Origin of the sequence: Cohnella sp. GCM10020058, from assembly GCF_042683485.1 — a bacterium.
Taxonomy (GTDB): Bacteria; Bacillota; Bacilli; order Paenibacillales; family Paenibacillaceae; genus Cohnella.
In genome coordinates this window covers 115,633-141,016 of sequence record NZ_JBHUJV010000019.1, presented here as the reverse complement: position 1 = coordinate 141,016, position 25,384 = coordinate 115,633, and the positions used below count along the sequence as shown (strand labels likewise).

The following is a 25,384-nucleotide window of genomic DNA, read 5'->3' as shown; positions in this document are numbered from 1 at the left end:
ACCGGCTAATGCTGGTCAGGTCTCCATATCTTGGTTGGACTTCGGCCAACTGATCTCCTTTGTGTGCCTGCCAAATACCCTCCATTGCAGTGGAGGGTATTGGTTAAATAGGGTTTGGCCGATATCCGAAACTGGAGGCGCGCGGAACGCCTATCCATGGCTCGTAGACAGCCGTTCCGACGGTCCGACGGGCCAGCGTATCGCCGCCAGCGTCGTATCATTCTCGTTCTTTCGACGCAATGCCTGCAAATATACATCTTTTTTTGCCCATTTCGATCCTTTTGTACAGCATAGATGCAAATGCGCAGGTATTTTCCTTCATCGGCCGGGTTTTCGGCTTGTGCTTTGCATTTACCTGCCTATTTGCAGGTATTTCATCGCATCCGTTGGTCCGCGTAAAAATACATGTACAAATGCAGCTTTTTACCCGCAAACCATCCGACAAGCTCCGGCACGCGGACAGCGCGCTAGCGCTCTAACCCGTCCTCGAGTCCGCTGCAGCCCGAGCCCGTTCGCAATCCCCTATACCTTCATCCCTGCGCCGGAGCCGGTCCGCAGCAGCCATAGCTCCAGTCCAAGCGTCTTGTCGACGCGACCGGTTTTCATCTCGTAATCGAGCTCGGCAAGACCGCCAAGGAGCGCGGTCAGCCGTTCGATGCTGAACGCCTTGGCCTGCTCCGCGGTCACCTTGACGCCGTATGGATGCATGCCGAGCTGGCCCGCCATTTGCTGCGGCGAATAGCCTTGCTTGCCCAGCTCCTTGACGTACAGCATGTTCCGGAACTGCCTGACGAGCAGCGCCGTCAGTTTGATCGGCTCCTCGCGGCGCCTGAGCAGATCGTGATACAGGGCGATCGCCTTGTCGGTCCGAAGCGATGCGATCTCCTCCGTCAGCTTGAATACGCTCTGTTCGACGCCGGCCGGCACGAGCTCGGCGACGGACGCGGCCGTCACCGTACCGCCTTCGCCCGCATGCAGGCACAGCTTATCCGTTTCCGCCGACAATGCGCCCATCTCCGTGCCTGCACGGCGGATCAGCTCTTCCGCGGCCTGCCTGTCCAGCGTGCGGCCCTGCTTGGCCGCACGGCCCGACACCCACTGGAGCAGCTCGTCCGGTCCCAGGGGAGAAAAATTGACGACGATGCCGTCCTGCTTGGCCGCCTTCGACGTCTTTTTGCGTTCGTCGAGCTTGTCGTGCGGCACCATAAAGACGAGCACGGTCGTCTCGAACGGCCTGCGCATATATTCCAGCAGCCGGTCAGGCCGGTGCTCCGTCTTCGCCGATTCCTTGGCCGAGCCGAATATGACGCTGTCCCGGACGAGCACAAGCTTGCTCGGTACCAGAAAGGGCATCGTCTCCGCTTCCTCCAGAATCGCGTCCAGCGAATGCTCTGCCGTATCGAAGCGCACAATCGCCATGTCGCGATGCTCGGGCTCGGCCACCGTCGCTGCAAGACGCTCGGCGAACTCGTTCATGCGGTAGCTCTCCGTGCCGAAGCATATGTACATCGGACGTACCTGTCCGTCCCTTATTTCCTTAAAAGCCTGTTTCGATTCCAATCCGACCACCTCGCAACCATTATACAGCAAAGAGACCGCACCCGTTAACGGCAGGCGCGATCTCTTTGTCCTTGGAATCTATGTCAACGTTCGACGTGCAGGCCCATGGTGCCTTGCGCGAACGATCGTGACTGCGCCTCCAGGGGGCGCGGCAGTTGTGATAATCCCAATATACGCGGCAGAGGCTCCATTGGTGACGGCCGATCAGCGCGTCTGCTCGCGATTTTCTTTGGCGTTCCACCAGAAGTCCGTCGCCTTTCCGGAAGCGTCCGTCCAGGTGTAGTACAGATCCTGTCCGTTCTGACCCCAGGAGACGTCGGACACCGCGCCTTCCCGGTTGCCGCTCTCGAAAACCGTCTCGAGTCCTTCGGTCTTCACGATGCGCAGGCCGCCTTGGTAAGCGAGTGCCGTCAGCTTGCCGTCGGGCGATGCCCAAGATGGCATGGCGGCCGATAACGACATCTCCGGCACGTTCGCGATCGTGGGCGCTTCCGTAGCGGCCGGTCCGCTTGCGGCAGGACCGCTCCTAACAGGACCGTCGCCTTGGGCGCTTGCAAAGTTGTGCGTATCTTGATCCGTCTTGTCCGACATGCCGGACGAAGCGGCAGCAGGAGGCGCAATCTCCAGCCTCGACCCGCCAGCCGATCCGGGCGCGGCGTTCGAATCCGCAGTCGGCTTTTGCGTCTCGATCTTGGCCGTCGGCACGACACCGGTCGCGCCTGCCGAGGAACCGGACGCGCCGCCGCCGGATGCGTTCAGGCTCGTGCCGCCGACCGATGGGCTTGCGCCGTCGGCGGAGCCTTCGGACGCGCTCGAGCTTTGACTTTGTTCGCTCGAGGCACTCGCGCCGGCGATCTTGTCAGCGGCATCGGGCGCCGTTTCATCGTCCATCATGTTCTTGCGCATGAGGTCGGACGAAGCGGCACCAGCTTCCGATTGGGCTGCCGATTCCTGCTCCAGGGCCGCCTTCTGCTGATCCGAATCGGGCAGCAGCGAGAACGGATGCGCAATCAGCAGCACGCCTGCGACGACGCCGGCTGCGACGACTGCGGCCAAGCTGCGATATACGGACTTGCGGTTGCCCGTCCTCCGCGAACGCAGCTCGGGTGCAGCCGCTGCGGCAGGCGCGCGTACGGCGTCCGGCGCGGGCTCGGGCACGATCCGCTCCAGCTGGGGCAGGATCGCGTCGACCAGGCTGTATCTCGGGGTTACGTGCGGCAGCTGCGTCAGCTCTTCGGACAGCCGCGTCAGCCGTTCGAGAAGCGCGGCGCACTCCGGATAGTGTTGCAGGTACAATTGCAGTCGCGACGACTCTTCCTCGTTCAGATCGCCGTCGATCGAACGCTGCACGAGCTCCATCCCCTCTTCGCGATTCATCCCCGGACACCCCCTTTCCGATAGTCATGAAGCAATGTCTGCAGTTGTTGCCGGGCGCGGAATAAGTAAGACTTGACCGTATTCAACGGCAAGTTGAGCGAATCGGCGATCTCGTTATAAGAAAAATCCTGCAGATAACGAAGCACGACCACGGTGCGGTGATGCTCCGGAAGCTTGCCGATCGCCTCGCGAATATCTTCGGAAGCGTAGCCGCTCATCACCTCGGCCTCGACGTCTTCGCTTGCTTGAAATACCAATTCATGTTCGTCGATCGAAACGGAAGGACGTTTGCGACGAAACTTGTCGATGCAAATATTCGTTACGATGCGCTGAACCCACGTGCGGAATTGCGCCTTTTCTTCGTAGGAATTGATCTTCGTGTATACCCGAATCAACGCTTCCTGTGCGGCGTCCATCGCATCCTGCTCGTGGTTAAGCAAATAATAGGCAGTACGGTAAACCTGGTGTTCGATCTCGCGAAGCAGCGCGACGAGCGCTTCCCGATCGCCGGCCTGCGCAGCTTTGATCAATTCCGGCTCCACCACGGGAGATCCTCCTTCTCTCGCATCCCCTCTGACGCAAGCGTGCGGCAAAAGGTTGCAAAAAACGCAAGGTATAATCTAACAAAAAAATAAAGGCGTAACCGCCCTTCGGAACCGCATCGGTCCCAATGATCGATATTTTTATATATAGTCGGCAAACGGCCGAAAAGTTGTGGCAGGACGTCCTAAAGACATCCTTTCCAGTCTACCATACGGACCGATTTTTGTCGTTAATCCCGCTTGGGTCGCGCTCTCAGACCGCCTTCTTCCAATGTGAACCACGCACATCCGGACCGACTCTCTTTAAGCCTCTATAATAGACGAAAGAAATAGGCGTCCGGTTGTATCGTGTCGTGCGTGGAGATCTGAATAATTTTGCCTTCACAGGAAATAATGACATGGAGATTGTTTGCACAGGAGGTAAAGAAGGCGGTGGATTCCATTCCGTGGGTGTGGAAGGAGTGTCAGGAATCATCCGATTTTGTTTGTTACCGGCACGACGCAAGCGATGAGCCGTACTTCGTTGGCTTTTTTAAAACCTTGGTCGATTCCAAAGAATTAAACGATCATATTCTGAAATGCCTTACCAAGAACCCGGCCGTTTCTTTGAACGATTTATACAACCTTATTCCGATCGCAGAGAAAGAACTCACGAACGACGAGGAAACTATTAAAAATAAATTGCTGCACGGTTACGTAGCCATTCAATTTGGGCTCGAAGACAAGCGCAGTATTTTGGTCGATGCCGCATTGTTTAAAGGCCGAAATGTCACGATTCCAGAAATTGAATTCACGGTTGAGGGTCCGAAGGAAGCCTTCGTTGAATCCTTGAGCATCAATCTTTATTTGATCCGAAAGCGGGTTCCTTTTCCGGAATTGCGTATAAAAGAAGTTGTTATCGGAAGCTTGTCCAAGTCCAAAGTGGCGATTTGTTATATTGAGGGAATCGCAAACGAGCAATATTTAAATACGTTTAAACAACGCATCGAAGAAATACAGTTTGATCAACTCACGGATATTACGTTGCTTCAACAAATGATTGAGGATAATTCCAATTCTATTTTCCCTCAAACCATCGGAACCGAAAGACCGGATTATGTCTCCTGGGCCATTTCATCGGGACAAATTTGCGTTATGCTGGACGGATCCCCGATCGCGATCTTTGCTCCGGTCACTTTGGGATCTTTTTTCGTTTCCTACGAAGATTATTATCTGCCCTGGATGATCGGTTCCTTGGTGCGAATAATTCGTATGCTTTCCGTTGTGTTCTCGCTTTTTGCCTCACCTCTATATGTCGCCATGATCACTTACCATGGTCATGGCATTTCAACGATCTATTTGCCCACTCTCATATCCTCGAGAATAAGCGTTCCTTTTCCCCCTGTGCTGGAAGTTCTGATCATGGAGCTTGTGATTGAATTATTGCGGGAAGCCGGGGCGAGATTGCCGAATAAAATCGGGCAAACGATCGGAATTGTCGGAGGGATCGTGCTGGGGACTGCTGCAGTCGAAGCCTCGATCACAAGCAATTTTTTGCTAATTATCGTGGCTCTGTCTGCACTTGCCTCTTTCACCACGCCTATTTATCGAATGAGCGCTACCATACGCATGCTTCGTTTCCCTTTTATTATCGCGGCTCAAATTTGGGGGACACTGGGGATAGCTATTTGTTCGATTGCGATCGTTACCCATCTTTTGCGATTGACGTCTCTAGGAATGCCCTATTTGGTTCCTTTTTATCCATTTCGGCGTTCTGACCTGTACGATAGCGTGATCCGCTCTCCCTATTCGAAATTCCACCATCGGTTCAGCTTTCTCAGATCCCCCCGGCCCGTCAGATTCAACAAGCACGAAAAAATGAAAAAAGACATCGATGAATAATGGAGTTGGGATTTAATTGAAGACGGCGGACAACGAGCGATATACAGTCTCCCCTTATCTGGTGCTTGTCCTGATTCACTCGATTCAATTCGGAATCGGTTATTTATCCATGTCGGTGAAGCCGATTCAATTAGCCGGTCAGGATGCCTGGATTTCGGTTCTTCTTGGCGGAATTATTTTTTATATCGTCATTTGGATGATTTATCAAATTCTCGATCATAATAAGTCGGACATCATCGACATTCATTTTCGTTTTTTCGGCAAATGGACAGGAAGCTGCATGAATTTTATATTTATTGCGTATTTTCTCCTTAATTCAATTTATCAAGTCAGGCTGTTCATTGAAATTATTGAAGTATGGCTATTCCCGGAAATCGGCAAATGGCTGTTGGCATTGGTTTTGCTTCTGCTTACTTATTACATCATAGCGGGCGGATTCAGAGTCATTTTGGGCATTTGCGCGTTAAGTCTTGTGCAGCATGCTATTATTCTTTCCTTGCTTTTTACGGCCCCTTTCTTTCATTACGATAATTTAACGCCGACCATGGAACATTCGTTTAGCGAAATCCTGAAAGCGACAAAAGAACTGACCTTTCCTTATTCGGGTGTGGAGATTCTTTTATTTTGCTATTCGTTCATTAAAAACCCCCAAAAGTCACAGCGTTGGGCTCAACTCGGAAATTTAATTACAACCGTCTTTTATCTCATAATCATCCTTATTTCCTTATTGTTATTCAAATACGAACAGCTTTCAAACGAGATTTGGCCCGAGCTAACCAAATATAAATTCGTACATATGCCCTTTATCGAGCGGTTTGACTTTATTGGGGCAACTTTTGTGATTTTTGGTTTATTTCCAGCAAGCTGCTTGTATCTTTGGGCGTCGAGCCGAATTATAAAAAAAACGTTCGGTACGAGGCAAGTAACGATTTTAGGCATATTTCTTATTTTCGTATTTGTTGTCGTCTGTTTAATTCCAGACCGCAACAGCATCGAAATGATACGAATTTGGTTATCAAAGTTCGGAATATTCATCATTTACGCCTATATTCCATGCATGTATGTAATCGACGCCTTTAAAAGGAAAGCGAGACGATTCACGTGAACCGTTTATCTATCATGGTCGGGATAATCTGTTTCTTGCTTTTAACCGCTTGCGCAAAGCAACAAATTTTGGATCGCATCACCATATTTTTTGCTTGCGCCTTCGACGATTCCCCGAACGATCAAATTGAATTCACGCTGGTCGCGCCTAAATATCATTCAAAAGAACCCGGAACGGTCTCCAATCAATTGCTTTCAAGGGTTGGCCATACAAGCATCGGGATCAAAGAATCCATGGAGTTGCAATTGAGCCGCCCCATTAATACAGGAAAAATTTCGGTTGTTTTGTTTGGAAAGGATTTGGCGGCAAAGGGACTGTCAAAAGAACTGGATGTCATATCAAGAGATGCGCAAGCTTCTCAAATGATGTACTTGGCCATTGTGGATGGGAACGCAAGAGAGTTGTTGCGATCGAAATTTAATTTGGATGAGGAAAAAGGGATGTTCTTGTTCAATCTGCTCGATTCAAACGTAAAAAACGGACTTGTCCCCAGGCAGAACCTCTATGAATTTCAATATGCTTACTTTGGCAAAGGGATAGATCCCTTCTTACCCCTTCTTAAATTGCAAGGAGATCGGGTTGAGATCGTCGGCTTGGCATTGTTTAAGGACGACCATTATGTAACTTCAATCAACGAAAAACAGATGCAACTCTTTAAACTACTGTATCAAGATGTTCAACAGGGAAACTTTGAAATGGATTTGGGCCATCATTCTCATGTCGCTATGAAAAATGTAGGCTCGAAGGTTGCTTATAAAGTCGAGAAAGAAAAAGCAGAAACGGAAATAACCATACAACTGATCATAAATGGCGAGATTATTGATTCGGTTAACAATCATTTGAGCAATCCAAATGTGCTGCAGTTGCAACGTCTTTTTGAGAACGATTTCGCTGAAACAGCGATGAGCTTCATCAAATTATTGAAGCAAAAGAACATTGATCCGCTTGGATTTGGCGATTTGGTAAGGAGCAAAACAAGAAATTGGAATGAAAAAGAATGGCTTGAGCAGTATTCTCAGTTAAAAGTTAATTTAAATGTGAAGGTGAAATTAGTGGAAACAGGCGTTCGAAAGTAATTCATTCGTAGGCGGCAAAGAGCAAAGGTTCAATTTCTCCCGGGCCGATCGTTGCGGTTTCGACGCCGTCTCCTTTCGATTTTTCAACCGATCCCCAATTCAATGAATAAACCTTTCCGATTTGTGCAATCATTTCTATTGTTCGTCAAATTCCCTCCGAGGTTAAACAAATGTCTAAACAGGAAACCCAGCGGTATTCGCATCTGGTCCATAACATCGCATCTAACTCCAGTATCGAATATCCTCTCAATCCCTGGATCCCGCTTTGGTGGTCTGCGGCTTTTCCCGGATACGGTCATTGCATGGTCAACAGCCCGCTGATCGGATATTCGCTTATCATTTTCGAATATACAATCAACAACCTTGCGAAGGTTAACCAAGCCATCTATTGTTCGATGATCGGGGACTTCAAGGGAGCCATGCACGTCATCGATTTACGCTTTTTTTATTTGTACATCGGCGTGTATATATTTACAATGTTTGATTCGTACCGCCGATGCGTGGACATGAACAACAATTATATCTTGTCGTTCAGAACGACCACCTACACCAAGACAACCAAAGCCTCCTCCTTCAGCGTAAATACCCTGAACAAAGTCAGTCCCCTGACATCCGTTTATTGGGAAATGGTAATGCCGGGTCTGGGTTCCTTGTATTTGAACCACTTGGTCTCGTTTTTCTTCAGTGTAGCGTCATGGACCATAACCATTGCATGCTCGCGTTTTTACGTCGGTCTATACGACTCGTTTATCGGTGATTTCGACCACGCGAAAAAAATAATCGACCCGCAGTGGTTCTTATTTATACCTTCGATCTATGGCGGTTACATTTATTTCGCTTATTCGCAATCCGTTATAAACAATATTCAATTCAAACTCTCTCAATCGCAATTTTTGCGTTCTGAATACCAAGGCCCCGGATTTGCGCTGCCGATCATACCGCTCGAGGAAAAGAGGCGCGAAATGTACATTGTAGCTTCATTCGAACATTCCGTTGCAATCGAATTGGCTTTAACGGAGCTTGAAAAAATCGGCATTGCAAAAACAGATCTATTCGCTCTGCCGCTGCGAATTCGCAACGAAAAGAAGCGTATTTTTGATAATGCACATTACTCGGACGGCGTGAGTTTTATCGATTTGGCGTCGATTCTGGGCTCTGTGCTGATGCTTGTGGGGGGAATTTACGGCTTCGTACTCAAACAAGGACCGGTTCTTTGGGCGCTTTATGGCCTGATAGCCGGCGGCGTTCTGGGATTCCTGATTAAATGGATCGCAATCAGGAAGCTGCCTTCATTGGATCCGTTCGGCAGGACTAAAGCTACGGAAGTCGTCATGATGGTCCGGTGCAGCGCAGAGGACGACGAACGGATCTCAAAGATTTTATGGAAAAACCAAGCACTTGGCGTGGCAACCTATGAGCCTGGTACAGCGGTTCAACCCTAAACAGTTTCGCCATTTTTAGGAGCCGCGCGCGCTCAGCTTGTCACATCCAACGCCCGCGCAGCGCATTATAGAAGGTGGCGTAGAATTTCCATGCGGACCCTCGTTGTCAGGGCCGCTTCGTGCGCCGCTCCATCCGCCCGTCCGGCCGGATGCGGTATGCGATCTCGCCCTGCATGTCCGTCCGTTCGAGCGCAGCGCCGGATCTGAGAATCCGCTCGACGACTTCGGCATGCGGATGTCCGTACAAATTGTTTTTGCCGGCGGATACGACGACTTCGGCCGGCCGCCACCACGCGAGCCACGGCGCCGTCGTGGACGTTTTGCTGCCATGGTGGCCCGCCTTCAGCACGTCGGCGGCACGCGCTCCTTCGCCTTGCCGGCGCAGCTCGCCGAGCGTCGCGGACTCGCCCGCCGCCTCCAGATCGCCTGGGAGCACGAACACGCGGCCGTATAACGTGAGCCGCAAAACGACGCTCATGTCGTTCTGCTCGTCGACCTCCGGTATCCGATCGCCGCTCGCCGTCTTCAGCGGATAGAGCGCTTCGAGCGTCGCCGATTTATCCGCATGCCATACGTTGCCCGCCTTGACCGCATACATCGGAATGCCAGCGTCTTCCGCTTCATGAAACAGACGAAGCACGTCGTCGTCCGGTTTAATCGTTCCGTTGAAAAGAATACGCCCCACCTGAAGCTCCCTGATAATCGCGTGGGCTCCGCCGATATGGTCGCCGTCCAAATGCGTCAGCACGAGCGCATCCAGGCGCCGGATGCCTCGCTGCTTGAGCAGCGGCACCAGCGTCTTGCGGCCGACCTCGTAAGGGTCCCGGCGGAGGCGCCACGGCTGCTTCGGCGCGCCGAACGCGACGGTGCCGCCCGCATCGACGAGTACATGACGGCCGCTGCCGGTCGCGATCAGGATGCTGTCGCCCTGGCCGACGTCGAGAAAAGAAACGGAGGCCGTCCGATCGAGCTTGACGGGCGGCGCCTCCCAGACCAGCATTCCTAACCAGCTAAGCGCAAGAAGCGCGGCCGATAGCCGTCGGCAACGGCGCGATGGGAACGGGAAATTCAACTTGGTCGCGCTTGCGGCAGCGGCCGCAAGCTTGGAAGCCGGGCCGGAGACCCCTCCGGCCGCTTCGCTGTCCGAACCGACGAACGAAGGGATCCCGTTTCCGTTTCGGGGACCGTGCAGCGGCTCCGTCCAGTCGCGTCCGCCCTGCATGCCGTCGGCATAAGCCGCAATTCGTTCCGCCCGCTCCGCAGGATCGAACGGGTCCGAGGCCGCGAGCTGCTCCGCGGCAGCCGTAGCCGTCGCGGCTTGCTCCGCGGCGAGACGGAGCGAACGGCGCACGAAGGCCCGTGTGGCCAGCAGCAGCGCATAAAAAGCGATCACCCAAACCAGTGCGGGTTGATGCCATACGGTCGACAGGGCTTTGACCGATCCCATCCGTTCGGTAACCGCGAAGGTCGCGCGGTTGCAAAGCGTTGCGAGCTTCGCGGTTACGAGGCCAAGCGGCAGCCAGACGGCGCCAAGCGCCAGCGCGGCCATTCCGAGCGGCATGACGACGAAGCTGATGAACGGCACCAGTACCAGGTTCGCGAGCAGCGACAGCAAATGCAGCTGATGAAAATAAAAAGCGGTGACCGGGAAAGAAAAAAGCTGGGCCGTGAGCGCGACGGCGAGCGAAGAACGCACGAACGGAGAGCGAATTCGGAAGGCGAGCAGCTCCGTCATGACCGGTACGCAGAGCAAGAGACCCGCAGTCACGATAAAAGAAAGCTGGAAGCTGACGTCCTCCACGACGGACGGACGCCAGACGACCATAATAAGCGCGGACGCTGCAAGCAGATGAAGCCCGTCCTTCAGCTTCCCCTGCCGCGCGAGCCACAAGGCGATCATCGACATCAGGCACGCGCGGACCGCCGACGGAGAAGCGCCGGTAAGAAGCATGTAGACGGGCATCGCCGACGCCGCGAAGCCAAGCGAACGCTCCCGGGTCCAGCGTGCGAGCTTACCGAGCATCAGCAAGATATAAACGACGACGGCGACATGGAGGCCGGAAATAGCGAGCACGTGCGTCAGACCGAGCCGGGAAAAGTCGTCGTACTGGTCCGGATCGATGTCGTCTACGATGCCTGCGACCAACCCTTTCATATAACCGGCGTCTTTTTTGCCGTACAGCCGATCCGTCAACTTCCCGATCGCTTCCCGGGATTCGTCGAACCAGCGAAGCGTACGATCGGGGAGCGATACGCGGCCAGCCGTTCGATTCACGGCTTCCGCGCCTTTGACGCTTACCGTCCAATAAATGTCCTGCCCGTTCAAATAACGACGATAGTCGAAGCCGCCAAAATTGCCCGCGTCGGCGGGCAGCTTGAGCGTGCCGGCGACCTCGACGGATATCCCGCGCTTCCAGGTTGCCGCGGTCGCCAGCTCTTCCTCGGCGGACAGCCGGACGCGGACCAGCAGCTTCTCGTCGATGCGCAGCGCTGCCTCATCGCCCGAACGGACGAGACGCGCGCGTATCGGAAACGTCACCGTATCGCCGTCGATCGCCGCAGGCTCCAGCAGCCGGCCAGCCGCGATTACCGACCGTCCCTCCGGCTCGTTCCATGCCGACGCCAGATCGGAGCCGTGCCCGGATTCGCTCCATATCCGCAAGCCTGCAGACAGCAGCAAGGCCGCGGCGCATATCGCGCCTGTACGCGGCCTGATCCGCCCGGCGAGGACAAATGCCGCTAGCAAAACGACGATGCCGAGATAGACGAGCATCGCGGGCATGCCTTGACGCACCGACCATATGCCGCTGCCCGCGACCCAGAACCCCGCTACGCATACCAGCGGCCTGCGATCCATCGATTTTACGCTCCCTTCTAATAAAAAGAAGAACCCTGCGCGTTAAGCAGGGTTCTTCCCATTCGCCTTCATCGTATTCGGATTTTGTTCTTTAATCGGCTTCCTTCACTTCCGTATCCTGAGGCGGCGCATAATCCGGTATCGTCCTGAAAACGATGCGGCGCTCGGCCATCAACGCGGATACTTTGTCATGGTCCTTCGGATAGCCGCGATGGAAAACGATCTCGACGATGCCGCTGTTCGCGAGCATGTTCGCGCAGGTCCAGCACGGCTGATCGGTCACATAGACGGTCGAGCCCTCCCTGTCGATCCGATCCGTGAACAGCAACAAGTTTTGCTCCGCGTGAATCGTGCGGATGCAGCGTTCTTTTTTGACCATGACGCCAGGTTGGCCTGACGGTGACGGAGCGAACTCTTCGACGATCATGCAGCCGGCTTCCGAGCAGTCCGGTACGCCCATCGGCGCGCCATTGTAAGCCGTACCCAGCAGCTTCTTGCCCTGTACGAGCACGGCGCCTACGTGCCGCCTCGGACAACGCGACCGCGTCGATGCCATGAAGGCGATGTCCATAAAGTAAGTATCCCAATCCTTGCGAACCGCAAGCGCCATCTGGCTCTGCCTCCCTTCGTATATCCCCGGATGCCCGTCCGGCTTAGCCTGCCTTTATAAGCGGCAGCAGTTTCGCGAGCAGCTTGTCTCCGATTCCCTTAACGTCTTTTAGCGATTCGGCAGATCTGAATCGCCCGTGCGCATCCCGATATTGTACGATCGCTTCGGCTTTGGCAGGCCCGATGCCCGGCAGCGCATCCAGTTCGGCGGCGCTTGCCAGATTGATATCGAGCCTTCCGTCCGCCGCCAAATCTTCGGATCCCGCTCCCTGCGGCGCCCCGTTGCCCGTATTCGCGGCCGGTCCGGCGTTTGCTGCGGAACCTGCTTGCGCGGAAGCTTCCGTTGTCTTGTCAACGCCTCCCGAGGCAGTGCTGGAACCATCGGCAACGACAGGCGTACCGCCTGAAGCCTTGCCTGATGTTTCTGAAGCCTTCGAAACCTCGCTTGCGTTCGTTATCGCTCCGTCCGCCGCCGGCTTGGCGGCGCCCCCAGAAGCGATGGGTCGGTCGGCGGCAGTCGAATCCGTTTTGGCCGCGGCGCTTGCCGACTTGTCCGTCCCTTCCGTCTTCCCGCTCTCGATCTCTGCATCAGCCACAGCGGCCGCGATCTGCGCGTTCACCGGCTCCCAGCCGGGCACGCCCCCGTCCGTCGGCGCAAGCCATCCCCAAGCGAGCAAAGCTGCCGCTGCCGCACCGGCCAACAGCGCCGCCCGGCTCCGCAGTCCGACGCTCCGCGCCGATTTTTTTCCCATATGGCTCTCCTCCATGATCGTCGCCTGACGCGACTTGCATTCATCCATTTTCAAAACGCATAAAAAATCGAGTCATGTCGGCCAAACCTGCTGACATACAATGGAAAGAAGCCATGCATAATGCCAATAGCGGGAGGAGGACCTCAGATGAAGGTCGGCTTCATCGGCGCCGGAAGCATGGGCGGTCTGCTAGCGGGAGCCTTGCTGCGCGCCCGGGCTTTTGAGCCGTCGGAAGTGACGATCGCAACCCGCACCTCCTCCAAAGCGGAACGTCTGGCGCATCAGTTCCCGGGCCTTCGGATCGGGCCGACGAACGCGTCAGCCGTCCGGGACGCGGATATCGTCTTTCTCTGCGTGAAGCCGCTTGACTACCGGGCGGTGATCGGCGAGATTCGAGACTCGCTCCGGCCGGAGCAGCTGCTGGTGTCGATTACCAGTCCTGTCACGCTGGAGCAGCTTGAGCGTCTGTTGCCCTGCAAGACGGCGAAGATCATTCCCAGCATCGTCAACGGTGCGGCAAGCGGCGCTTCGCTGTTCATGTACGGCACGCGGCTCGAGCCTGCCGACAAAAAGCTGCTGATCTCCATGTTCGCGCGCATCAGCGAGCCAATCGAAGTGCCCGAGGACAGTGTCCGCGCCGCTTCGGACCTGTCCAGCTGCGGCCCCGCCTTTATGGCGTACCTGCTGGAGCAATTCGTGGAAACGACGGTCGAATTCGCGGGGCTCGCGCCCGAGGTTGCAGCCAGAGTGGGTGCCGAGATGCTGCTTGGCACCGCGAGACTGCTGGAGCAGGGCTGCACGACGCAGGAGCTGCAGGAGCGCGTCTGCGTGCCCGGCGGCATCACGGCGGTAGCGATGGAAGAGCTGCGGCTGGCGACGAAAGATGCCTTCCGCAAAGTGATGCGGAAAACGCACGACAAGTTCGCGGAAGATTTGACAAAGGTCGAAGCCTCGCTTTCGGAACAATCGTTTTTATCCGAATAGGCTGACGATTCGAACCTTTGGCACGAACGGAATTACGCGGAGCAAAGGCTTATGGCAACACAAAGGGCGGCCCGGTAATCTGATCGGGCCGCCCTTGACGTGTCAGTTCGCTACGATGTTGACGAGCTTGCCCTTGACCGCGATGATCTTGCGCACCGTCTTGCCTTCCGTGACGGCCTTGACTTTATCCAGTGCGAGCGCGGCTTCCTGCAGCGCCTCTCCCTCGAGATCGGCCGCGACAAAGACGCGGTCCACGATCTTGCCGTTGACTTGCACGGCGATCTCAACTTCGGCGTCGACCGTCAGCGCGGCGTCGTAAGACGGCCAAGCCGCATAGGTCACGCTCTCCGCGTAGCCGAGCTTCTCCCAGAGTTCCTCGGCGATATGCGGCGCGATCGGCGACAGCATCTGCACGAAGTGCTCCATCGCCTGCTTCGGCAGCTCCTCGACCTTGTAGGCCTCGTTGACGAAAATCATCAGCTGGCTGATCGCCGTGTTGAAGCGCAATCCCTCGTAGTCCTCGGTAATTTTCTTGATCGAACGATGCCAGGTTCTGCGGAACGCCTCTTCGCCTGCAGTGTCCTTAATCTTTTCGCTCAGCTCTCCGTTTTCCCCGACGAACAAGCGCCATACGCGGCCAAGGAAGCGATACATGCCTTCGACGCCGTTCGTATTCCACGGCTTCGTCGCTTCGAGCGGCCCCATGAACATTTCGTACACGCGCAGCGTATCCGCTCCGAACTCGCCGACGATGTCGTCGGGATTGATGACGTTGCCCCGCGACTTGGACATTTTTTCATTGTTCGTGCCGAGGATCATGCCTTGGTTGACGAGCTTGTGGAACGGCTCCTTCGTCGCTACCACGCCCAGATCGTACAGCACCTTGTGCCAGAAGCGCGCGTAGAGCAAGTGAAGCACGGCATGCTCGGCGCCGCCGATGTAAAGATCGACCGGCAGCCATTCCTGCTGCTTGGCCGGATCGCAGATCGCGTCTGCGTTTTTAGGGTCGATAAACCGCAGGTAGTACCAGCAGCTGCCCGCCCACTGCGGCATCGTGTTGGTCTCCCGGCGCGCCTTGCGGCCGTCCGGCAGCGTCACGTTCACCCACTCCTCGACAGTAGCGAGCGGCGACTCGCCGGTGCCCGAAGGCGTGATCGCGTCGACATCCGGCAGCAGCAGCGGAAGCTCTTCCTCCGGCACCGTCTCCATGCTGCCGTCTTCGAAGTGCAGCACCGGGATCGGTTCGCCCCAATAGCGCTGGCGGCTGAACAGCCAATCGCGCAGCCTGTAGGTGACCTTGCCGCGGCCTTTGCCCTGCTCCTCCAGCCAGGCGATGCTCTTCACGATCGCGTCCGGCGTGGACAAGCCGTTCAGGAAGCCCGAATTGACATGCTCCCCTTCTCCCGTATGCGCCGCTTCCTCGACGTTGCCGCCGCCGACGACCTCGACAATCGGCAGGCCGAATTTTTTAGCGAATTCCCAGTCCCGTTCGTCATGACCCGGCACTGCCATGATGGCGCCCGTACCGTAACCGCCGAGCACGTAATCGGCGATCCAGATCGGCACGAGCTCGCCGTTCACAGGATTGACGGCATACGCGCCTGTGAACACACCCGTCTTGTCCTTCGCCAGATCGGTCCGTTCGAGATCGCTCTTGCGGGCGGCCTGATCGACATAAGTCTCGACGTCTGCCTTCTGCGCTGCGGAAGCGATGACCGACACAAGCTCGTGCTCCGGCGCCAGCACGCAATACGTCGCGCCGAACAGCGTATCCGGACGCGTCGTGAACACCGTGAGGGAAGCGTCCGCATGGCCGTCGATCGCAAAGGTCACCTCGGCGCCCGTCGACTTGCCGATCCAGTTGCGCTGCATGTCCTTGATGCTCTCCGACCAGTCGAGCTCCTCGAGATCTTCGAGCAGCCGCTCGGCGTATTCGGTAATCTTCAGCATCCACTGGCGCATCGGCTTGCGGATGACCGGATGATTGCCACGTTCGCTCAGCCCGTTGATAACCTCTTCGTTCGCGAGCACCGTACCGAGCGCCGGACACCAGTTGACAGGCACCTCGGCCACGTAGGCAAGTCCCTTCTTATACAGCTGGATAAAGATCCACTGGGTCCACTTGTAATAATCGGGATCGGTCGTACTGAACTCGCGGTCCCAATCGTAGGAGAAGCCAAGCGACTTGATCTGCCGGCGGAAGTTGTCGATATTCTCTACCGTAATCTCGCGCGGATGGCGTCCCGTCTGAAGCGCATATTGCTCCGCCGGCAAGCCGAACGCGTCCCAGCCCATCGGATGGAGCACGTTGTACCCGCGCATGCGCTTGTAGCGGCTGGCGATATCGGTCGCCGTGTAGCCTTCGGGATGGCCGACGTGCAACCCGGCACCGGATGGATACGGGAACATGTCGAGCGCGTAAAACTTTTCCTTGCCCGGGTCCTCCGTCGTGCGGAACGTCTTATTCTCATCCCAGTAGCGCTGCCACTTGGGCTCCAGCGTCTGCGGCTTGTAGCCGGGTTGATTGTTGTCTTGTACCATGGTTCATGACTGCCCCTTCCGTCTGACTGCTCGTTTAAAAAATCAAAAAACCTCCCGCCCCAGCGAAATCACGCTAGGGACGAGAGGTTAAACTCGCGGTACCACCCTAGTTGACGCCAGCCCTGCCTGGGCATGCCGTCCACTCTTCCTCCTTAACGCGGAGGGACTCGCCGCGCTTGCCTGCCGAGGCAAAAAGCCTGACATGGATTGCGCGCGGGGCTCCAAGGCGAGTTCGTCGCTCACGTCAGCCGGCTCGCACCTTCCGCCGGTTCTCTGGGTTGACGCTGCACGATTACTTTTCCTTTTCACAGCCTTTATTGCCTCGATTATAGCGGTTGCCGTCAATCCGTGTCAAGCGCGCGGTCCCGCGCCTTGCCAGAAAAGATCGACGATCCGCTCGGGCAGGTCCTCGCGCGCATCTCCGCCGTAATCGCGGCTTCCGACCATCAGCAGCGACGAAAAAGCGTGCGCCAGCAGCAGCGGATCCTCTCCGCCACGCATCTCCCCGCGGGCGGCCGCCTCGGCAAAACATTCGGCCAGCACTTCGTGTATGCGGTGTTCCGCTTCGCGGATCTCGCGCCGCTGTTCCTCGCTGAGCGATGCGATCGCTTCGCGCATCATCGACTCGAACTCGACATGCGTGTCCGCCATCTTCGCTGCCGCAACCTTGTACAGCCGCTCTCTAAGCGTCCCTTCCTGCTCGAGAATCCGGCGCGTGAATAAGCCGATTCGCCCCATCATCTCGGTCACGGACGCGGCGAACAGCTCCGATTTGCCGCTGAAATAATAATAAATCGAAGCCTTCGTTACGCCCGCGCGCTCCGCGATCTGATTCAAAGACACCGGCTCGTATCCGAATTCCATAAAAAGAGCCGAAGCAGCGCCGAGCAGAACGGCCCGGCTGTCCGTATTCCCTTTGGGCCGCCCCGGGGCCCGTCCTGTTTGTTTTTGTTTCACTTGATGCGCCTTCCCCTCAAACATGTTGCAATATTAACCTTCCGGTATATATAATTATTGACGGTAACATTATAACTCATTATATCGCAATCGAATCGCGAGGGGGAGCTCAAGTGAAGGAAGTACGCGTTCACGGCAAAGGAATAACCGGCCCCGTCGGCCGATGGGTGACGCTCGCGGTATGGATCGTCGCGGCTGCCCTGTTGAGCGTTTTGCTGCCGCAGGTCGGCAAGCACGAGACCAACAATGCGCCGAATCTGACAGACGGCAGGCCGTCCGTACAGGCGGCGGCTGTCGCAGAACGGGAATTTGCAAGCGGCGCAGACGTACCTGCATTAATTGTGTGGCACAGAGAAGGCGGACTGGAGGACGGCGATCTGGAAAATGTCCGCAAGCTTGCGGGACAATGGACCGGCACGCCGCTTCCGTATCAGACCTCGGTTCCCCCGCTGCACCAAATGCCAGCGGAGGCGCTCAAAGCCCAGCTGTCCGAAGATGGCAGCACGCTCGTAACCCCTGTGTTTTTCGACAAAAACGCGGGTACGGATCAGTTAAAGGAAGGCATTGCGGCCCTGAAAAAACAAACGGCCGCCCTGGCCGGCAGCGATCCGTTCGAAGCGGACCCGGGCAAGGCGGGCGCCCTCAGCGCACGGGTTACCGGACCGGTCGGCATCCAGATCGATGCCACGGGACTATTCGAGAATGCCGACTTCGCGCTGCTCATGGGAACCGTACTGCTCGTACTCATTTTGCTGCTGCTTATTTACCGGTCGCCGATCCTTGCCTTCATCCCGCTCGTGGGCGTCGGCTTTGCCTACGGCGTCATCAGTCCGATTCTCGGCTGGATGGCCCGCGAGGGCTGGATTGTCGTCGACTCGCAGGGCATCTCGATTATGACGGTGCTTCTGTTCGGCGCCGGAACGGACTACTGCCTGTTCCTCATCTCGCGTTTCAGGCAACTGCTCAAGCATGAGCCCGATAAAGGGAAGGCGCTTCGTGCCGCGCTGACGGACGCATCCGGCGCCGTCGCGATGAGCGGCATTACCGTCGTGATCGCGCTCCTCACGCTGCTCCTGGCCGAATACGGCGCGTTCCGCCGGTTCGCCGCGCCGTTCAGCATTGCGATTTTTATCATGAGCATCGCCAGCCTGACGCTCGTGCCGGCGCTGCTCGCCGTCATCGGGCGCGCCTCCTTCTGGCCGTTCGTGCCGCGCACGCAGCAAATGCGCGAGGAACGCGCCGCGAAGCGAGGCAAGCAGAAGCCTGCACCCGAGGCAGCCCCCCGCTATCGCACGGGTACGCTCGTCGTGAAACGCCCAGGCTTGATCGCTCTCGTCTCGGTCGTTTGCCTCGCCCTGCTTGCGGGCGTATCCAGTCAGATCAAATTTACCTATGACATCTTATCATCGTTCCCCTCCACGATGGAGTCTAGAGAAGGTTACGCGCTTATCGGCTCCCAATTTTCCGAAGGCGAGCTAGCGCCCGTCAAAGTTATCGTCGATACCGGCGGCCGGGAAACGGGCCTGGCGGAAAAACTGTCCGGATTGCCCTATGTCAGCCGCGTATCCGAGCCGGTAGAGGGGCAGCAGAATAAACAAATCGTAGCGTATGACGTCGAGCTCGCCCTCAATCCTTATTCGCTGGAGGCACTGGGCAAAATTCCAGACTTGCGCGAAACCGCGAACGCAGCGCTCTCTGAGGCAGGCGACGCGGCGGCCGCCAATCATGTGTGGATCTCGGGGCAGACCGCGGAGCAGTATGACACGAAAGAGACCGGAGAGCGGGATACGCGTCTGATTTTGCCGGTCGTCATCGGGCTGATCGCGTTACTGCTGCTCCTATATTTGCGCTCCGTCGTCGCCACCGCCTATTTGGTAGGCACCGTTATTCTATCGTATTTTTCCGCGCTTGGACTCGGATGGCTCATCATCCATTACGTGCTTGGCGCAGATGCGATTCAGGGCTCCATTCCGTTGTATGCGTTCGTGTTCTTGGTGGCGCTGGGAGAGGACTACAACATCTTCATGATCTCCAGCATCTGGCGCAAGCGAAAGGAAATGCCGCTGCGGGACGCAATCCGCGAGGGTGTCGGGGAAACCGGAGGCGTCATTGCTTCGGCAGGCCTCATCCTGGCCGGTACGTTCGCGGTGCTCGCGACGCTGCCGATCCAGGTGCTCGTGCAATTCGGCGTCATCACCGCGATCGGCGTGCTGCTGGACACGTTCCTCGTCAGGCCGTTTCTGGTGCCGGCCATCACGGCGCTGCTGGGCGACCGGTCATTCTGGCCGGGAAAGAGACATCTTGCCGAGAAGGCGAAGCTGAATGGATAAAACGATATGCTAAAATAAGAGCGGTTCCCGGAGGCATTTGACTTCGGGGACCGCTCTTGTTGTGGTAGGGTTCGAAGGGTATTGCTTGGAGGTGCGTTTCGCCTGCATTACAACAAGCGTTCGCCTCGCGCATTTGCGTCCGCCAACAGGCCTAGCGCCTTCACTACAGTAGGCGACTTGCACATTTGCTCCCGCCAACAGGCCCATCGCCTGCACCACGGCAGGCAATCGCGCACTAGTCTCACCCATCAAGCCTCGCGCAATAATAAAAACCGTCAGGGACCAAACGACCAAAATATTGACGGTCCTTCTAAGTTTGGCGGATATCCGAAACTGGCATCGCGCGGAACGCCTGTCGAGGGCTCGTTCTACAGCCGGCCTGACGGGCCCGCATGTCTTCGCCCGCACTGTTCCTTTTCAGCAATGCCTGCAAATATACATCTTTTTATGCCGATCTCGACCCGTTAGAGCAGGATAGATGCAAAAACGCAATTATTTTAAGCTATCAGCCGAATTTCTGACTTGCGCATTGCATTTACCTGCATATTTGCAGGTATTTCATCAGGCGGCGCGAGTCGGTAGAGAATGCCTGTACAAATGCAGGTATTTGGCCCCCCAATCATCCATAAAACGCCGGTACGCCGAAATCGCGCCTACCTTTCCGCAAACGGCCGCCCAAATATATACTTTTTAATCTTCAAAAAAACCGCCAGGCAGCTTCGCCTGACGGTCCCTTGCATCATCAACATCTACGCCGGCCGCCGCGCGACAAAAAACAACCGCTCGCTGGCCGCCGTCGGCGCATTCCAGGAAAAATCCGCGCAGCGGTGAAGCAGCTCGAAACCCGCTTCCGCCAGTTGCCCCGCCAGCCAATCCGGCTCGTAGGCACGCTGTACGTGGCCTTCTTCAAACCGCCGGTACAAGCCTGCGCCGGAGCCGCCTTCCTCGCGTACGAAAAAAGTAAGTTCATGCTCCACTTCCCGGCGATCGGGATCGTAGTCGCACGTCCACAGATAAGCAACGTCCTTGTCGTCTAATACGAACGGCTGCTCCTCGCCGTAGCGGGCGAGCTGCGACGGCGCGTGCACGTCAAAGATGAACAACCCCCCGGGTCTGAGACCGGCATACGAATGCTTGAATGAAGAGACGACGTCTTCCGGCTCCGTCAAGTAGTTCAAGCTGTCGCAAAACGACAGCACGCAGTCGACGGGCTCGGGAATCTCCCAATCGCGCATGTCCTGCTGCAGCCAGCGGATGTTGCCTTCCTCGCCGCCCGAGGCGCGGCCGATGCCCCGCTGCGGCACGGACTCCCACTTGGCGCGGGCGACGGACAGCATGTCGGCCGACAGGTCGATGCCGAAAATGCGAAATCCGGATTTGGCAAGCGGTATGGCAATATTGCCCGTCCCGCAGCCCAAATCAACGACCGTCTTGGGCATACCGTACTTCTCCCAGCATTCTCTGGCGAAGCTTAGCCATTCCGGGTACGGCATGTCCTCCATAAGCCGGTCGTAGACCGAGGCGAACTCACGATAGCTGCGCATGGATGTCTCCTCGTCGTCGGCCCCGCCCGACATTCAAGCCGGGATCCGGAGCCTTTCATTATTCGATCGCCCGGAAGCCCGCCAGCGGCGCCCCGGGTGTTATTGACCGTCACGTAAGGCGCAAACGCCCTGCAATCACTCAGGCTTCGGAGCGTTTCCCGCATGTTGCGAAGCGCCCGCATCCTGCACGCTTACCTCAGCAGCCGCAAGACGAGTCCAGTTGCCATCCTGAACCACGAGCCTGTCCTTCATGAGCTTGCCGAGTGCGCGCTTGAAGGCGGATTTGCTGAGACCGAACCGCTTCTGGATGACGTCCGCAGGCGTCGAATCCGAATACGGCATTGCGCCGCCCGGCCTTGCCTGCAAAAAGGCCAGAATACGGTCCGAGTCCTCCAGACGTCCGACCTCCTTGGCAGGACGCATGGACAGCGTTACTCTGCCGTCGTCCCTCACCTGCGTCACGCGTGCGGTCGTCTTCTCGCCGAGCCGCAGCGGATGGATCATGGACGCGTTCGGCAAGTAGCCGAGCGCTCCGTAACCAAGCACGCCGCCATTCGCCAGCATAAACACGCCGTCCTTGTATATATCGGTCACCCAGCATTCCCGCTGCTCGTGATGCCAGGAGGACGGCGCGCGGAATACGACGCGCTCGTAATCCTCGATCTTGGCTAGCCGGGCCAGCATGCGCCCTTCCTTGTCGTGCTTCATGATCACATGAAGCTCGTCGCCCGGCTGTGGCCAGCGATCACGGTTGTCCGGCAGCTCCTTGATCGGCAGCAACAGCTGACGTCCGATGCCGAGCTCCAGGAAGCAGCCGAACCGCGGATGGAAGTCGGCCATCTCGAGCCGGCCCATTTGCCCGAGCTGCAGCAGAGGCCGACGGGTCGTCGCCGTCAGGCGCCCTTTGTCGTCATGGAAAATAAAGACGTCCGCCGAATCGCCGACCGAAGGACGATTGCCCGATGCTTCGCCGTAAGGAAGCAGCACTTCGGGCGTTGCTTCCGATTCGTCTTCGGCCAGAAACCAACCGTAAGGAGACACCTCGCGCCGCACCAGCAGACTGGCCGTCGTGCCGGCGATCAGCGTCATGCGAATTCAACCGCCTTCGCGTCCGACCACAAGCGCTCGAGCGAGTAATATTCGCGCTCGTCCCGATGGAATACATGGGCGACGACGTCGCCCATGTCGATAAGCACCCATCTTGCCGTATCCATGCCTTCCATCCGTACGCGGGCGCCGGCTTCCTCCGCGCGCTTCTTGATCTCGGTCGAGATCGATTGGACTTGCGTATCCGAATTGCCGTGACAGATGACGAAGTAATCCGCCACCAGCGAGATGTGCTGCAAATTGAGCGCAACGATATCGTTGGCTTTTTTATCGTCTGCCGCATCCACGACTTGTCTCAATAACTGTTCTGATCCTGCCATAGGTCAGCCTCCCTCAGATTCGTTCGTTGTGCTTGCTGCGCGAATTTCCCTGACCAGGTCGTTGCGCGCCAATACCGTCAACGGGAAAATCGTTTTGCCTTTTTCCAGTAAATGAATGATCGTCGAGTCAAATCCCGCGACCAGCGCTTCGTTCAAATTTGTCTCCGCCAGCTCCCGAATTCGATCCACGCCCGGGAATGCGCGGCTTGGCTCCATATAATCCGCGAGGCAGACGATGCGATCCAATAGAGTCATGTTTTCCCGGCCCGATGTATGATAGCGTACCGCATCCAGCACTTCTTCATCCTCGATGCCCAGTTCATCGCGCACCGCCCAAGCCCCGACATGCGCATGCCATAATTCTTTGTCGTAAGTCAGCAGTTCAGGCGGCAGGCTTTGCTCGCGGATGATCCGTTCCATGCGGTCCGTCGGCCAAGCCTTGGCATAATCGTGCAGCAGCGCGGCGAGCCAGGCCTTGTCCGGATCGCCGCCGAATCGCTGGGCCAGCACGAACGCCGTATCGACGACGCCTGCGACGTGCCTGTACCGCTTTTCGGGCATCTGGCGCTTGACGGCCTCAATCAACAGTTCGCGATCCATACAATCCCTTCCTTTCGATCTCCGCTCTAACGCGCTCGGGCACCATGTACCGGATCGTACGGCCTTCGGCGCATCGCCGGCGGATATCGGTGGACGAAATGCCGATTCCCGGCATCTCCCCTTGCACGATCCGGTCCCGCAGATACGGCGGCAGCTCGGATTCGGCTCCTGCATGGCCGGCATCTGCGCCTGTTGCCGGACGATCCAGCGCGATAAAGACGACAAGGCTTGCCAGCTCTTCGATCCGTCTCCAACGCGGCAGGTCGTCCCGCATGTCGGATCCGACGATCCAGTAGAACGAAACGTCCGGATATCGTTCCCGCAGCTCCAGCACGGTGTCGATCGTGTAGGAGGCGCCCTGCCGGTCGAGCTCGGCGGCCTCCACGCGGAACGACGGATGCTCCGAGATCGCAGCCTCGACGAGTGCCCGGCGCTGCTCGCCGGAAGCGCCGGGCTGAGGCTTGTGGACCGGCACGGAGGTCGGTATGAACCAGACCTCGGTTAAGTCCGCAGCCTCGCGCGCCGCTTCGGCCGCAAGCAAATGGCCGATATGCACGGGATCGAAGGTGCCGCCCATCAGCCCGATGCGTCTCATGCGCGTACCTCCTTTTACGGAAGCTCGATCGTCTTGTTGTCGCGGGATTCCTTGTACAGCACGATCGTCTTGCCGATAACCTGCACGAGCTCGGCGCCCGAGCGTTCGGACAGCTCCTTGGCGACTTCGTACCGGTCGTCGTCGTTGTTGTTCAGGATCGACACCTTGATCAACTCGCGCACTTCGAGCGCTTCTTCGATATGGCGAATCAAATGGTCGTTTGTGCCGCCCTTGCCGACCTGGAAGATCGGGGTCAGGTGATGGGCCTCGGAACGCAAAAATCGTTTTTGTTTGCCGGTCAGCATGCGTATTCCCTGCTCTCTGATAGATAAATGTTCAAACTTTCGCCGCTTCGGAAAAGGAAGCCAGCACCGCTTCGCGCATCGCCGCAGCCGGCGCAGGCCGCCCCGTCCAATATTCGAACGCATAGGCGCCTTGATAAACGAACATGCCGAGACCGCCGTGAATACGGCAGCCTCGCCGCTGTGCGCCATGCAAAAAAGCCGTCGTCAGCGGATTGTAGATGAGATCGCTCGCGACCGCACCCGGGCGGAACCAGGACGGATCGGCGGGAACCGCCTCCGTGTGGGGGGCCATGCCGACGGACGTCGTATTAATGACAATGTCCGCCGCGCCGCACGCTTCGCTCAGCGAATGCCAAGGCACGGAATTCAAGCGACCGCCGGATTCAAACGCCGCTGCAAGCTCCTCCGCCCGCGCATCGGTCCGGTTCGCGATGAGTATCTCCGACGGCGCCTCCCGCAGCAGCGCCCAGACGATCCCCCGGGCCGCGCCCCCTGCGCCCAGCACAAGGATGCGCTTGCCGGACAGATCCGGCTCCGCTTCTTCCTTGAGCGACCGGACGTAACCGATCCCGTCCGTGTTGTAGCCGGTAAGCCTTCCGTCCTCGTTCACGATCGTATTGACCGCGCCGATCGCTCTGGCGCTCTCGTCGATGTCGTCCAGATAGGCCATGACTTCGATCTTGTGCGGGATCGTTACGTTCAGGCCGCGGAAACCGAGCGCACGAATGCCTCTGATTGCCTCGCCCAGCCGCTCTGGCGCAACGTGAAAGGCGCCGTAAGCCCCGTTCACGCCGCTCTCCCTAAACGCGCTGCCCAGCATGATCGGCGATCTGGAATGGCGGATCGGATCGCCGATCACGCCGTATAGTATCGTATGACTGTCCATGCCAGCGGCGTCCT

At 57.1% G+C, this 25,384-nt stretch carries 21 protein-coding genes and 1 other annotated feature; of the genes, 6 read left to right on the top strand and 15 right to left on the bottom strand.

What is annotated here, in order from left to right:
- Window positions 1-522 precede the first annotated feature (522 nt).
- The 3 genes from holA to ACFSR7_RS31290 form a co-directional block, all read right to left on the bottom strand.
- Window positions 523-1,560: a DNA polymerase III subunit delta gene (gene holA / locus ACFSR7_RS31300; RefSeq protein ID WP_378168427.1), complete on the bottom strand. Its 1,038-nt coding sequence runs from the start codon at window positions 1,558-1,560 to the stop codon at window positions 523-525.
- A 204-nt stretch (window positions 1,561-1,764) separates the two neighbouring features.
- Window positions 1,765-2,937, bottom strand: a complete 1,173-nt coding sequence (locus ACFSR7_RS31295; protein WP_378168425.1) for an anti-sigma factor family protein — start codon at window positions 2,935-2,937, stop codon at window positions 1,765-1,767.
- Window positions 2,934-3,482, bottom strand: coding sequence for an RNA polymerase sigma factor (locus tag ACFSR7_RS31290; RefSeq protein ID WP_378168423.1), 549 nt, complete (start codon window positions 3,480-3,482; stop codon window positions 2,934-2,936). The genes ACFSR7_RS31295 and ACFSR7_RS31290 overlap by 4 nt, the downstream gene beginning before the upstream one ends.
- Before the next feature lie 429 nt (window positions 3,483-3,911).
- Here ACFSR7_RS31290 and ACFSR7_RS31285 point away from each other — a divergent pair, with 429 nt between their 5' ends.
- The 4 genes from ACFSR7_RS31285 to ACFSR7_RS31270 all read left to right on the top strand — a co-directional run bounded on the left by ACFSR7_RS31285 (window position 3,912) and on the right by ACFSR7_RS31270 (window position 8,983).
- Window positions 3,912-5,360, top strand: coding sequence for a spore germination protein (locus ACFSR7_RS31285; RefSeq protein WP_378168422.1), 1,449 nt, complete (start codon window positions 3,912-3,914; stop codon window positions 5,358-5,360).
- A gap of 16 nt (window positions 5,361-5,376) precedes the next feature.
- Complete coding sequence (locus tag ACFSR7_RS31280; RefSeq protein WP_378168420.1) at window positions 5,377-6,465, top strand: GerAB/ArcD/ProY family transporter; 1,089 nt, start codon at window positions 5,377-5,379, stop codon at window positions 6,463-6,465.
- Window positions 6,462-7,541: a Ger(x)C family spore germination protein gene (locus tag ACFSR7_RS31275; RefSeq protein ID WP_378168418.1), complete on the top strand. Its 1,080-nt coding sequence runs from the start codon at window positions 6,462-6,464 to the stop codon at window positions 7,539-7,541. The genes ACFSR7_RS31280 and ACFSR7_RS31275 overlap by 4 nt, the downstream gene beginning before the upstream one ends.
- 170 nt (window positions 7,542-7,711) lie before the next feature.
- The gene (locus ACFSR7_RS31270; RefSeq protein WP_378168416.1) at window positions 7,712-8,983 is read left to right on the top strand and encodes a hypothetical protein; all 1,272 of its coding nucleotides are present in this window, start codon (window positions 7,712-7,714) and stop codon (window positions 8,981-8,983) included.
- 106 nt (window positions 8,984-9,089) lie between these two features.
- Here the strand turns inward: ACFSR7_RS31270 and ACFSR7_RS31265 are convergent, their stop codons facing one another.
- The 3 genes from ACFSR7_RS31265 to ACFSR7_RS31255 form a co-directional block, all read right to left on the bottom strand.
- Window positions 9,090-11,840 (bottom strand): ComEC/Rec2 family competence protein, encoded by a 2,751-nt coding sequence (locus ACFSR7_RS31265; RefSeq protein ID WP_378168415.1) that lies wholly within the window; start codon window positions 11,838-11,840, stop codon window positions 9,090-9,092.
- 91 nt (window positions 11,841-11,931) lie between these two features.
- Window positions 11,932-12,450 (bottom strand): deoxycytidylate deaminase, encoded by a 519-nt coding sequence (locus tag ACFSR7_RS31260; RefSeq protein ID WP_378168413.1) that lies wholly within the window; start codon window positions 12,448-12,450, stop codon window positions 11,932-11,934.
- A 43-nt stretch (window positions 12,451-12,493) separates the two neighbouring features.
- Window positions 12,494-13,201, bottom strand: coding sequence for a ComEA family DNA-binding protein (locus ACFSR7_RS31255; protein ID WP_378168411.1), 708 nt, complete (start codon window positions 13,199-13,201; stop codon window positions 12,494-12,496).
- 147 nt (window positions 13,202-13,348) lie between these two features.
- Between ACFSR7_RS31255 and comER the strand changes: the two genes are divergently transcribed.
- Window positions 13,349-14,185, top strand: a complete 837-nt coding sequence (gene comER, locus ACFSR7_RS31250; RefSeq protein WP_378168409.1) for a late competence protein ComER — start codon at window positions 13,349-13,351, stop codon at window positions 14,183-14,185.
- A 102-nt stretch (window positions 14,186-14,287) separates the two neighbouring features.
- Here the strand turns inward: comER and leuS are convergent, their stop codons facing one another.
- Together leuS and ACFSR7_RS31240 are read right to left on the bottom strand one after the other, a co-directional pair.
- Window positions 14,288-16,726 (bottom strand): leucine--tRNA ligase, encoded by a 2,439-nt coding sequence (gene leuS, locus ACFSR7_RS31245; protein WP_378168407.1) that lies wholly within the window; start codon window positions 16,724-16,726, stop codon window positions 14,288-14,290.
- A 72-nt stretch (window positions 16,727-16,798) separates the two neighbouring features.
- Window positions 16,799-17,044, bottom strand: a binding site (T-box leader).
- A gap of 33 nt (window positions 17,045-17,077) precedes the next feature.
- A complete protein-coding gene (locus ACFSR7_RS31240; RefSeq protein WP_378168405.1) occupies window positions 17,078-17,683 on the bottom strand; it encodes a TetR/AcrR family transcriptional regulator in 606 nt (201 codons plus the stop codon).
- Between the two features lie 113 nt (window positions 17,684-17,796).
- On the opposite strand from ACFSR7_RS31240, the gene ACFSR7_RS31235 reads away from it, so the two are divergent.
- Window positions 17,797-20,013, top strand: a complete 2,217-nt coding sequence (locus ACFSR7_RS31235; protein WP_378168403.1) for an MMPL family transporter — start codon at window positions 17,797-17,799, stop codon at window positions 20,011-20,013.
- 749 nt (window positions 20,014-20,762) lie between these two features.
- Here the strand turns inward: ACFSR7_RS31235 and ACFSR7_RS31230 are convergent.
- The 7 genes from ACFSR7_RS31230 to ACFSR7_RS31200 form a co-directional block, all read right to left on the bottom strand.
- A complete protein-coding gene (locus ACFSR7_RS31230; protein WP_378168401.1) occupies window positions 20,763-21,557 on the bottom strand; it encodes a class I SAM-dependent DNA methyltransferase in 795 nt (264 codons plus the stop codon).
- A gap of 135 nt (window positions 21,558-21,692) precedes the next feature.
- The gene (locus tag ACFSR7_RS31225; RefSeq protein WP_378168399.1) at window positions 21,693-22,646 is read right to left on the bottom strand and encodes a CvfB family protein; all 954 of its coding nucleotides are present in this window, start codon (window positions 22,644-22,646) and stop codon (window positions 21,693-21,695) included.
- Complete coding sequence (rsfS, locus tag ACFSR7_RS31220) at window positions 22,643-22,984, bottom strand: ribosome silencing factor (protein ID WP_378168398.1); 342 nt, start codon at window positions 22,982-22,984, stop codon at window positions 22,643-22,645. Before rsfS ends, ACFSR7_RS31225 begins: the two co-directional genes overlap by 4 nt.
- Before the next feature lie 3 nt (window positions 22,985-22,987).
- The gene (gene yqeK / locus ACFSR7_RS31215) at window positions 22,988-23,584 is read right to left on the bottom strand and encodes a bis(5'-nucleosyl)-tetraphosphatase (symmetrical) YqeK (protein WP_378168396.1); all 597 of its coding nucleotides are present in this window, start codon (window positions 23,582-23,584) and stop codon (window positions 22,988-22,990) included.
- The gene (gene nadD, locus ACFSR7_RS31210; protein ID WP_378168394.1) at window positions 23,562-24,179 is read right to left on the bottom strand and encodes a nicotinate-nucleotide adenylyltransferase; all 618 of its coding nucleotides are present in this window, start codon (window positions 24,177-24,179) and stop codon (window positions 23,562-23,564) included. The genes yqeK and nadD overlap by 23 nt, the downstream gene beginning before the upstream one ends.
- Window positions 24,180-24,193: 14 nt before the next feature.
- On the bottom strand, window positions 24,194-24,484 hold the full coding sequence (gene yhbY / locus ACFSR7_RS31205; RefSeq protein ID WP_378168392.1) for a ribosome assembly RNA-binding protein YhbY: 291 nt from the start codon (window positions 24,482-24,484) through the stop codon (window positions 24,194-24,196).
- A gap of 31 nt (window positions 24,485-24,515) precedes the next feature.
- The gene (locus ACFSR7_RS31200) at window positions 24,516-25,370 is read right to left on the bottom strand and encodes a shikimate dehydrogenase (RefSeq protein ID WP_378168390.1); all 855 of its coding nucleotides are present in this window, start codon (window positions 25,368-25,370) and stop codon (window positions 24,516-24,518) included.
- Window positions 25,371-25,384 lie beyond the last annotated feature (14 nt).

Excerpts from the sequence above, each read along its gene's own strand:
- ACFSR7_RS31295 (WP_378168425.1), bottom strand. The coding sequence starts at position 2,937 with ATGAATCGCGAAGAGGGGATGGAGCTCGTGCAGCGTTCGATCGACGGC.
- ACFSR7_RS31270 (WP_378168416.1), top strand. The coding sequence starts at position 7,712 with ATGTCTAAACAGGAAACCCAGCGGTATTCGCATCTGGTCCATAACATC.
- ACFSR7_RS31265 (WP_378168415.1), bottom strand. The coding sequence starts at position 11,840 with ATGGATCGCAGGCCGCTGGTATGCGTAGCGGGGTTCTGGGTCGCGGGC.
- ACFSR7_RS31260 (WP_378168413.1), bottom strand. The coding sequence starts at position 12,450 with ATGGCGCTTGCGGTTCGCAAGGATTGGGATACTTACTTTATGGACATC.
- ACFSR7_RS31255 (WP_378168411.1), bottom strand. The coding sequence starts at position 13,201 with ATGGGAAAAAAATCGGCGCGGAGCGTCGGACTGCGGAGCCGGGCGGCG.
- comER (WP_378168409.1), top strand. The coding sequence starts at position 13,349 with ATGAAGGTCGGCTTCATCGGCGCCGGAAGCATGGGCGGTCTGCTAGCG.
- leuS (WP_378168407.1), bottom strand. The coding sequence starts at position 16,726 with ATGGTACAAGACAACAATCAACCCGGCTACAAGCCGCAGACGCTGGAG.
- ACFSR7_RS31230 (WP_378168401.1), bottom strand. The coding sequence starts at position 21,557 with ATGCGCAGCTATCGTGAGTTCGCCTCGGTCTACGACCGGCTTATGGAG.
- ACFSR7_RS31225 (WP_378168399.1), bottom strand. The coding sequence starts at position 22,646 with ATGACGCTGATCGCCGGCACGACGGCCAGTCTGCTGGTGCGGCGCGAG.
- rsfS (WP_378168398.1), bottom strand. The coding sequence starts at position 22,984 with ATGGCAGGATCAGAACAGTTATTGAGACAAGTCGTGGATGCGGCAGAC.
- yqeK (WP_378168396.1), bottom strand. The coding sequence starts at position 23,584 with ATGGATCGCGAACTGTTGATTGAGGCCGTCAAGCGCCAGATGCCCGAA.
- nadD (WP_378168394.1), bottom strand. The coding sequence starts at position 24,179 with ATGAGACGCATCGGGCTGATGGGCGGCACCTTCGATCCCGTGCATATC.
- yhbY (WP_378168392.1), bottom strand. The coding sequence starts at position 24,484 with ATGCTGACCGGCAAACAAAAACGATTTTTGCGTTCCGAGGCCCATCAC.
- ACFSR7_RS31200 (WP_378168390.1), bottom strand. The coding sequence starts at position 25,370 with ATGGACAGTCATACGATACTATACGGCGTGATCGGCGATCCGATCCGC.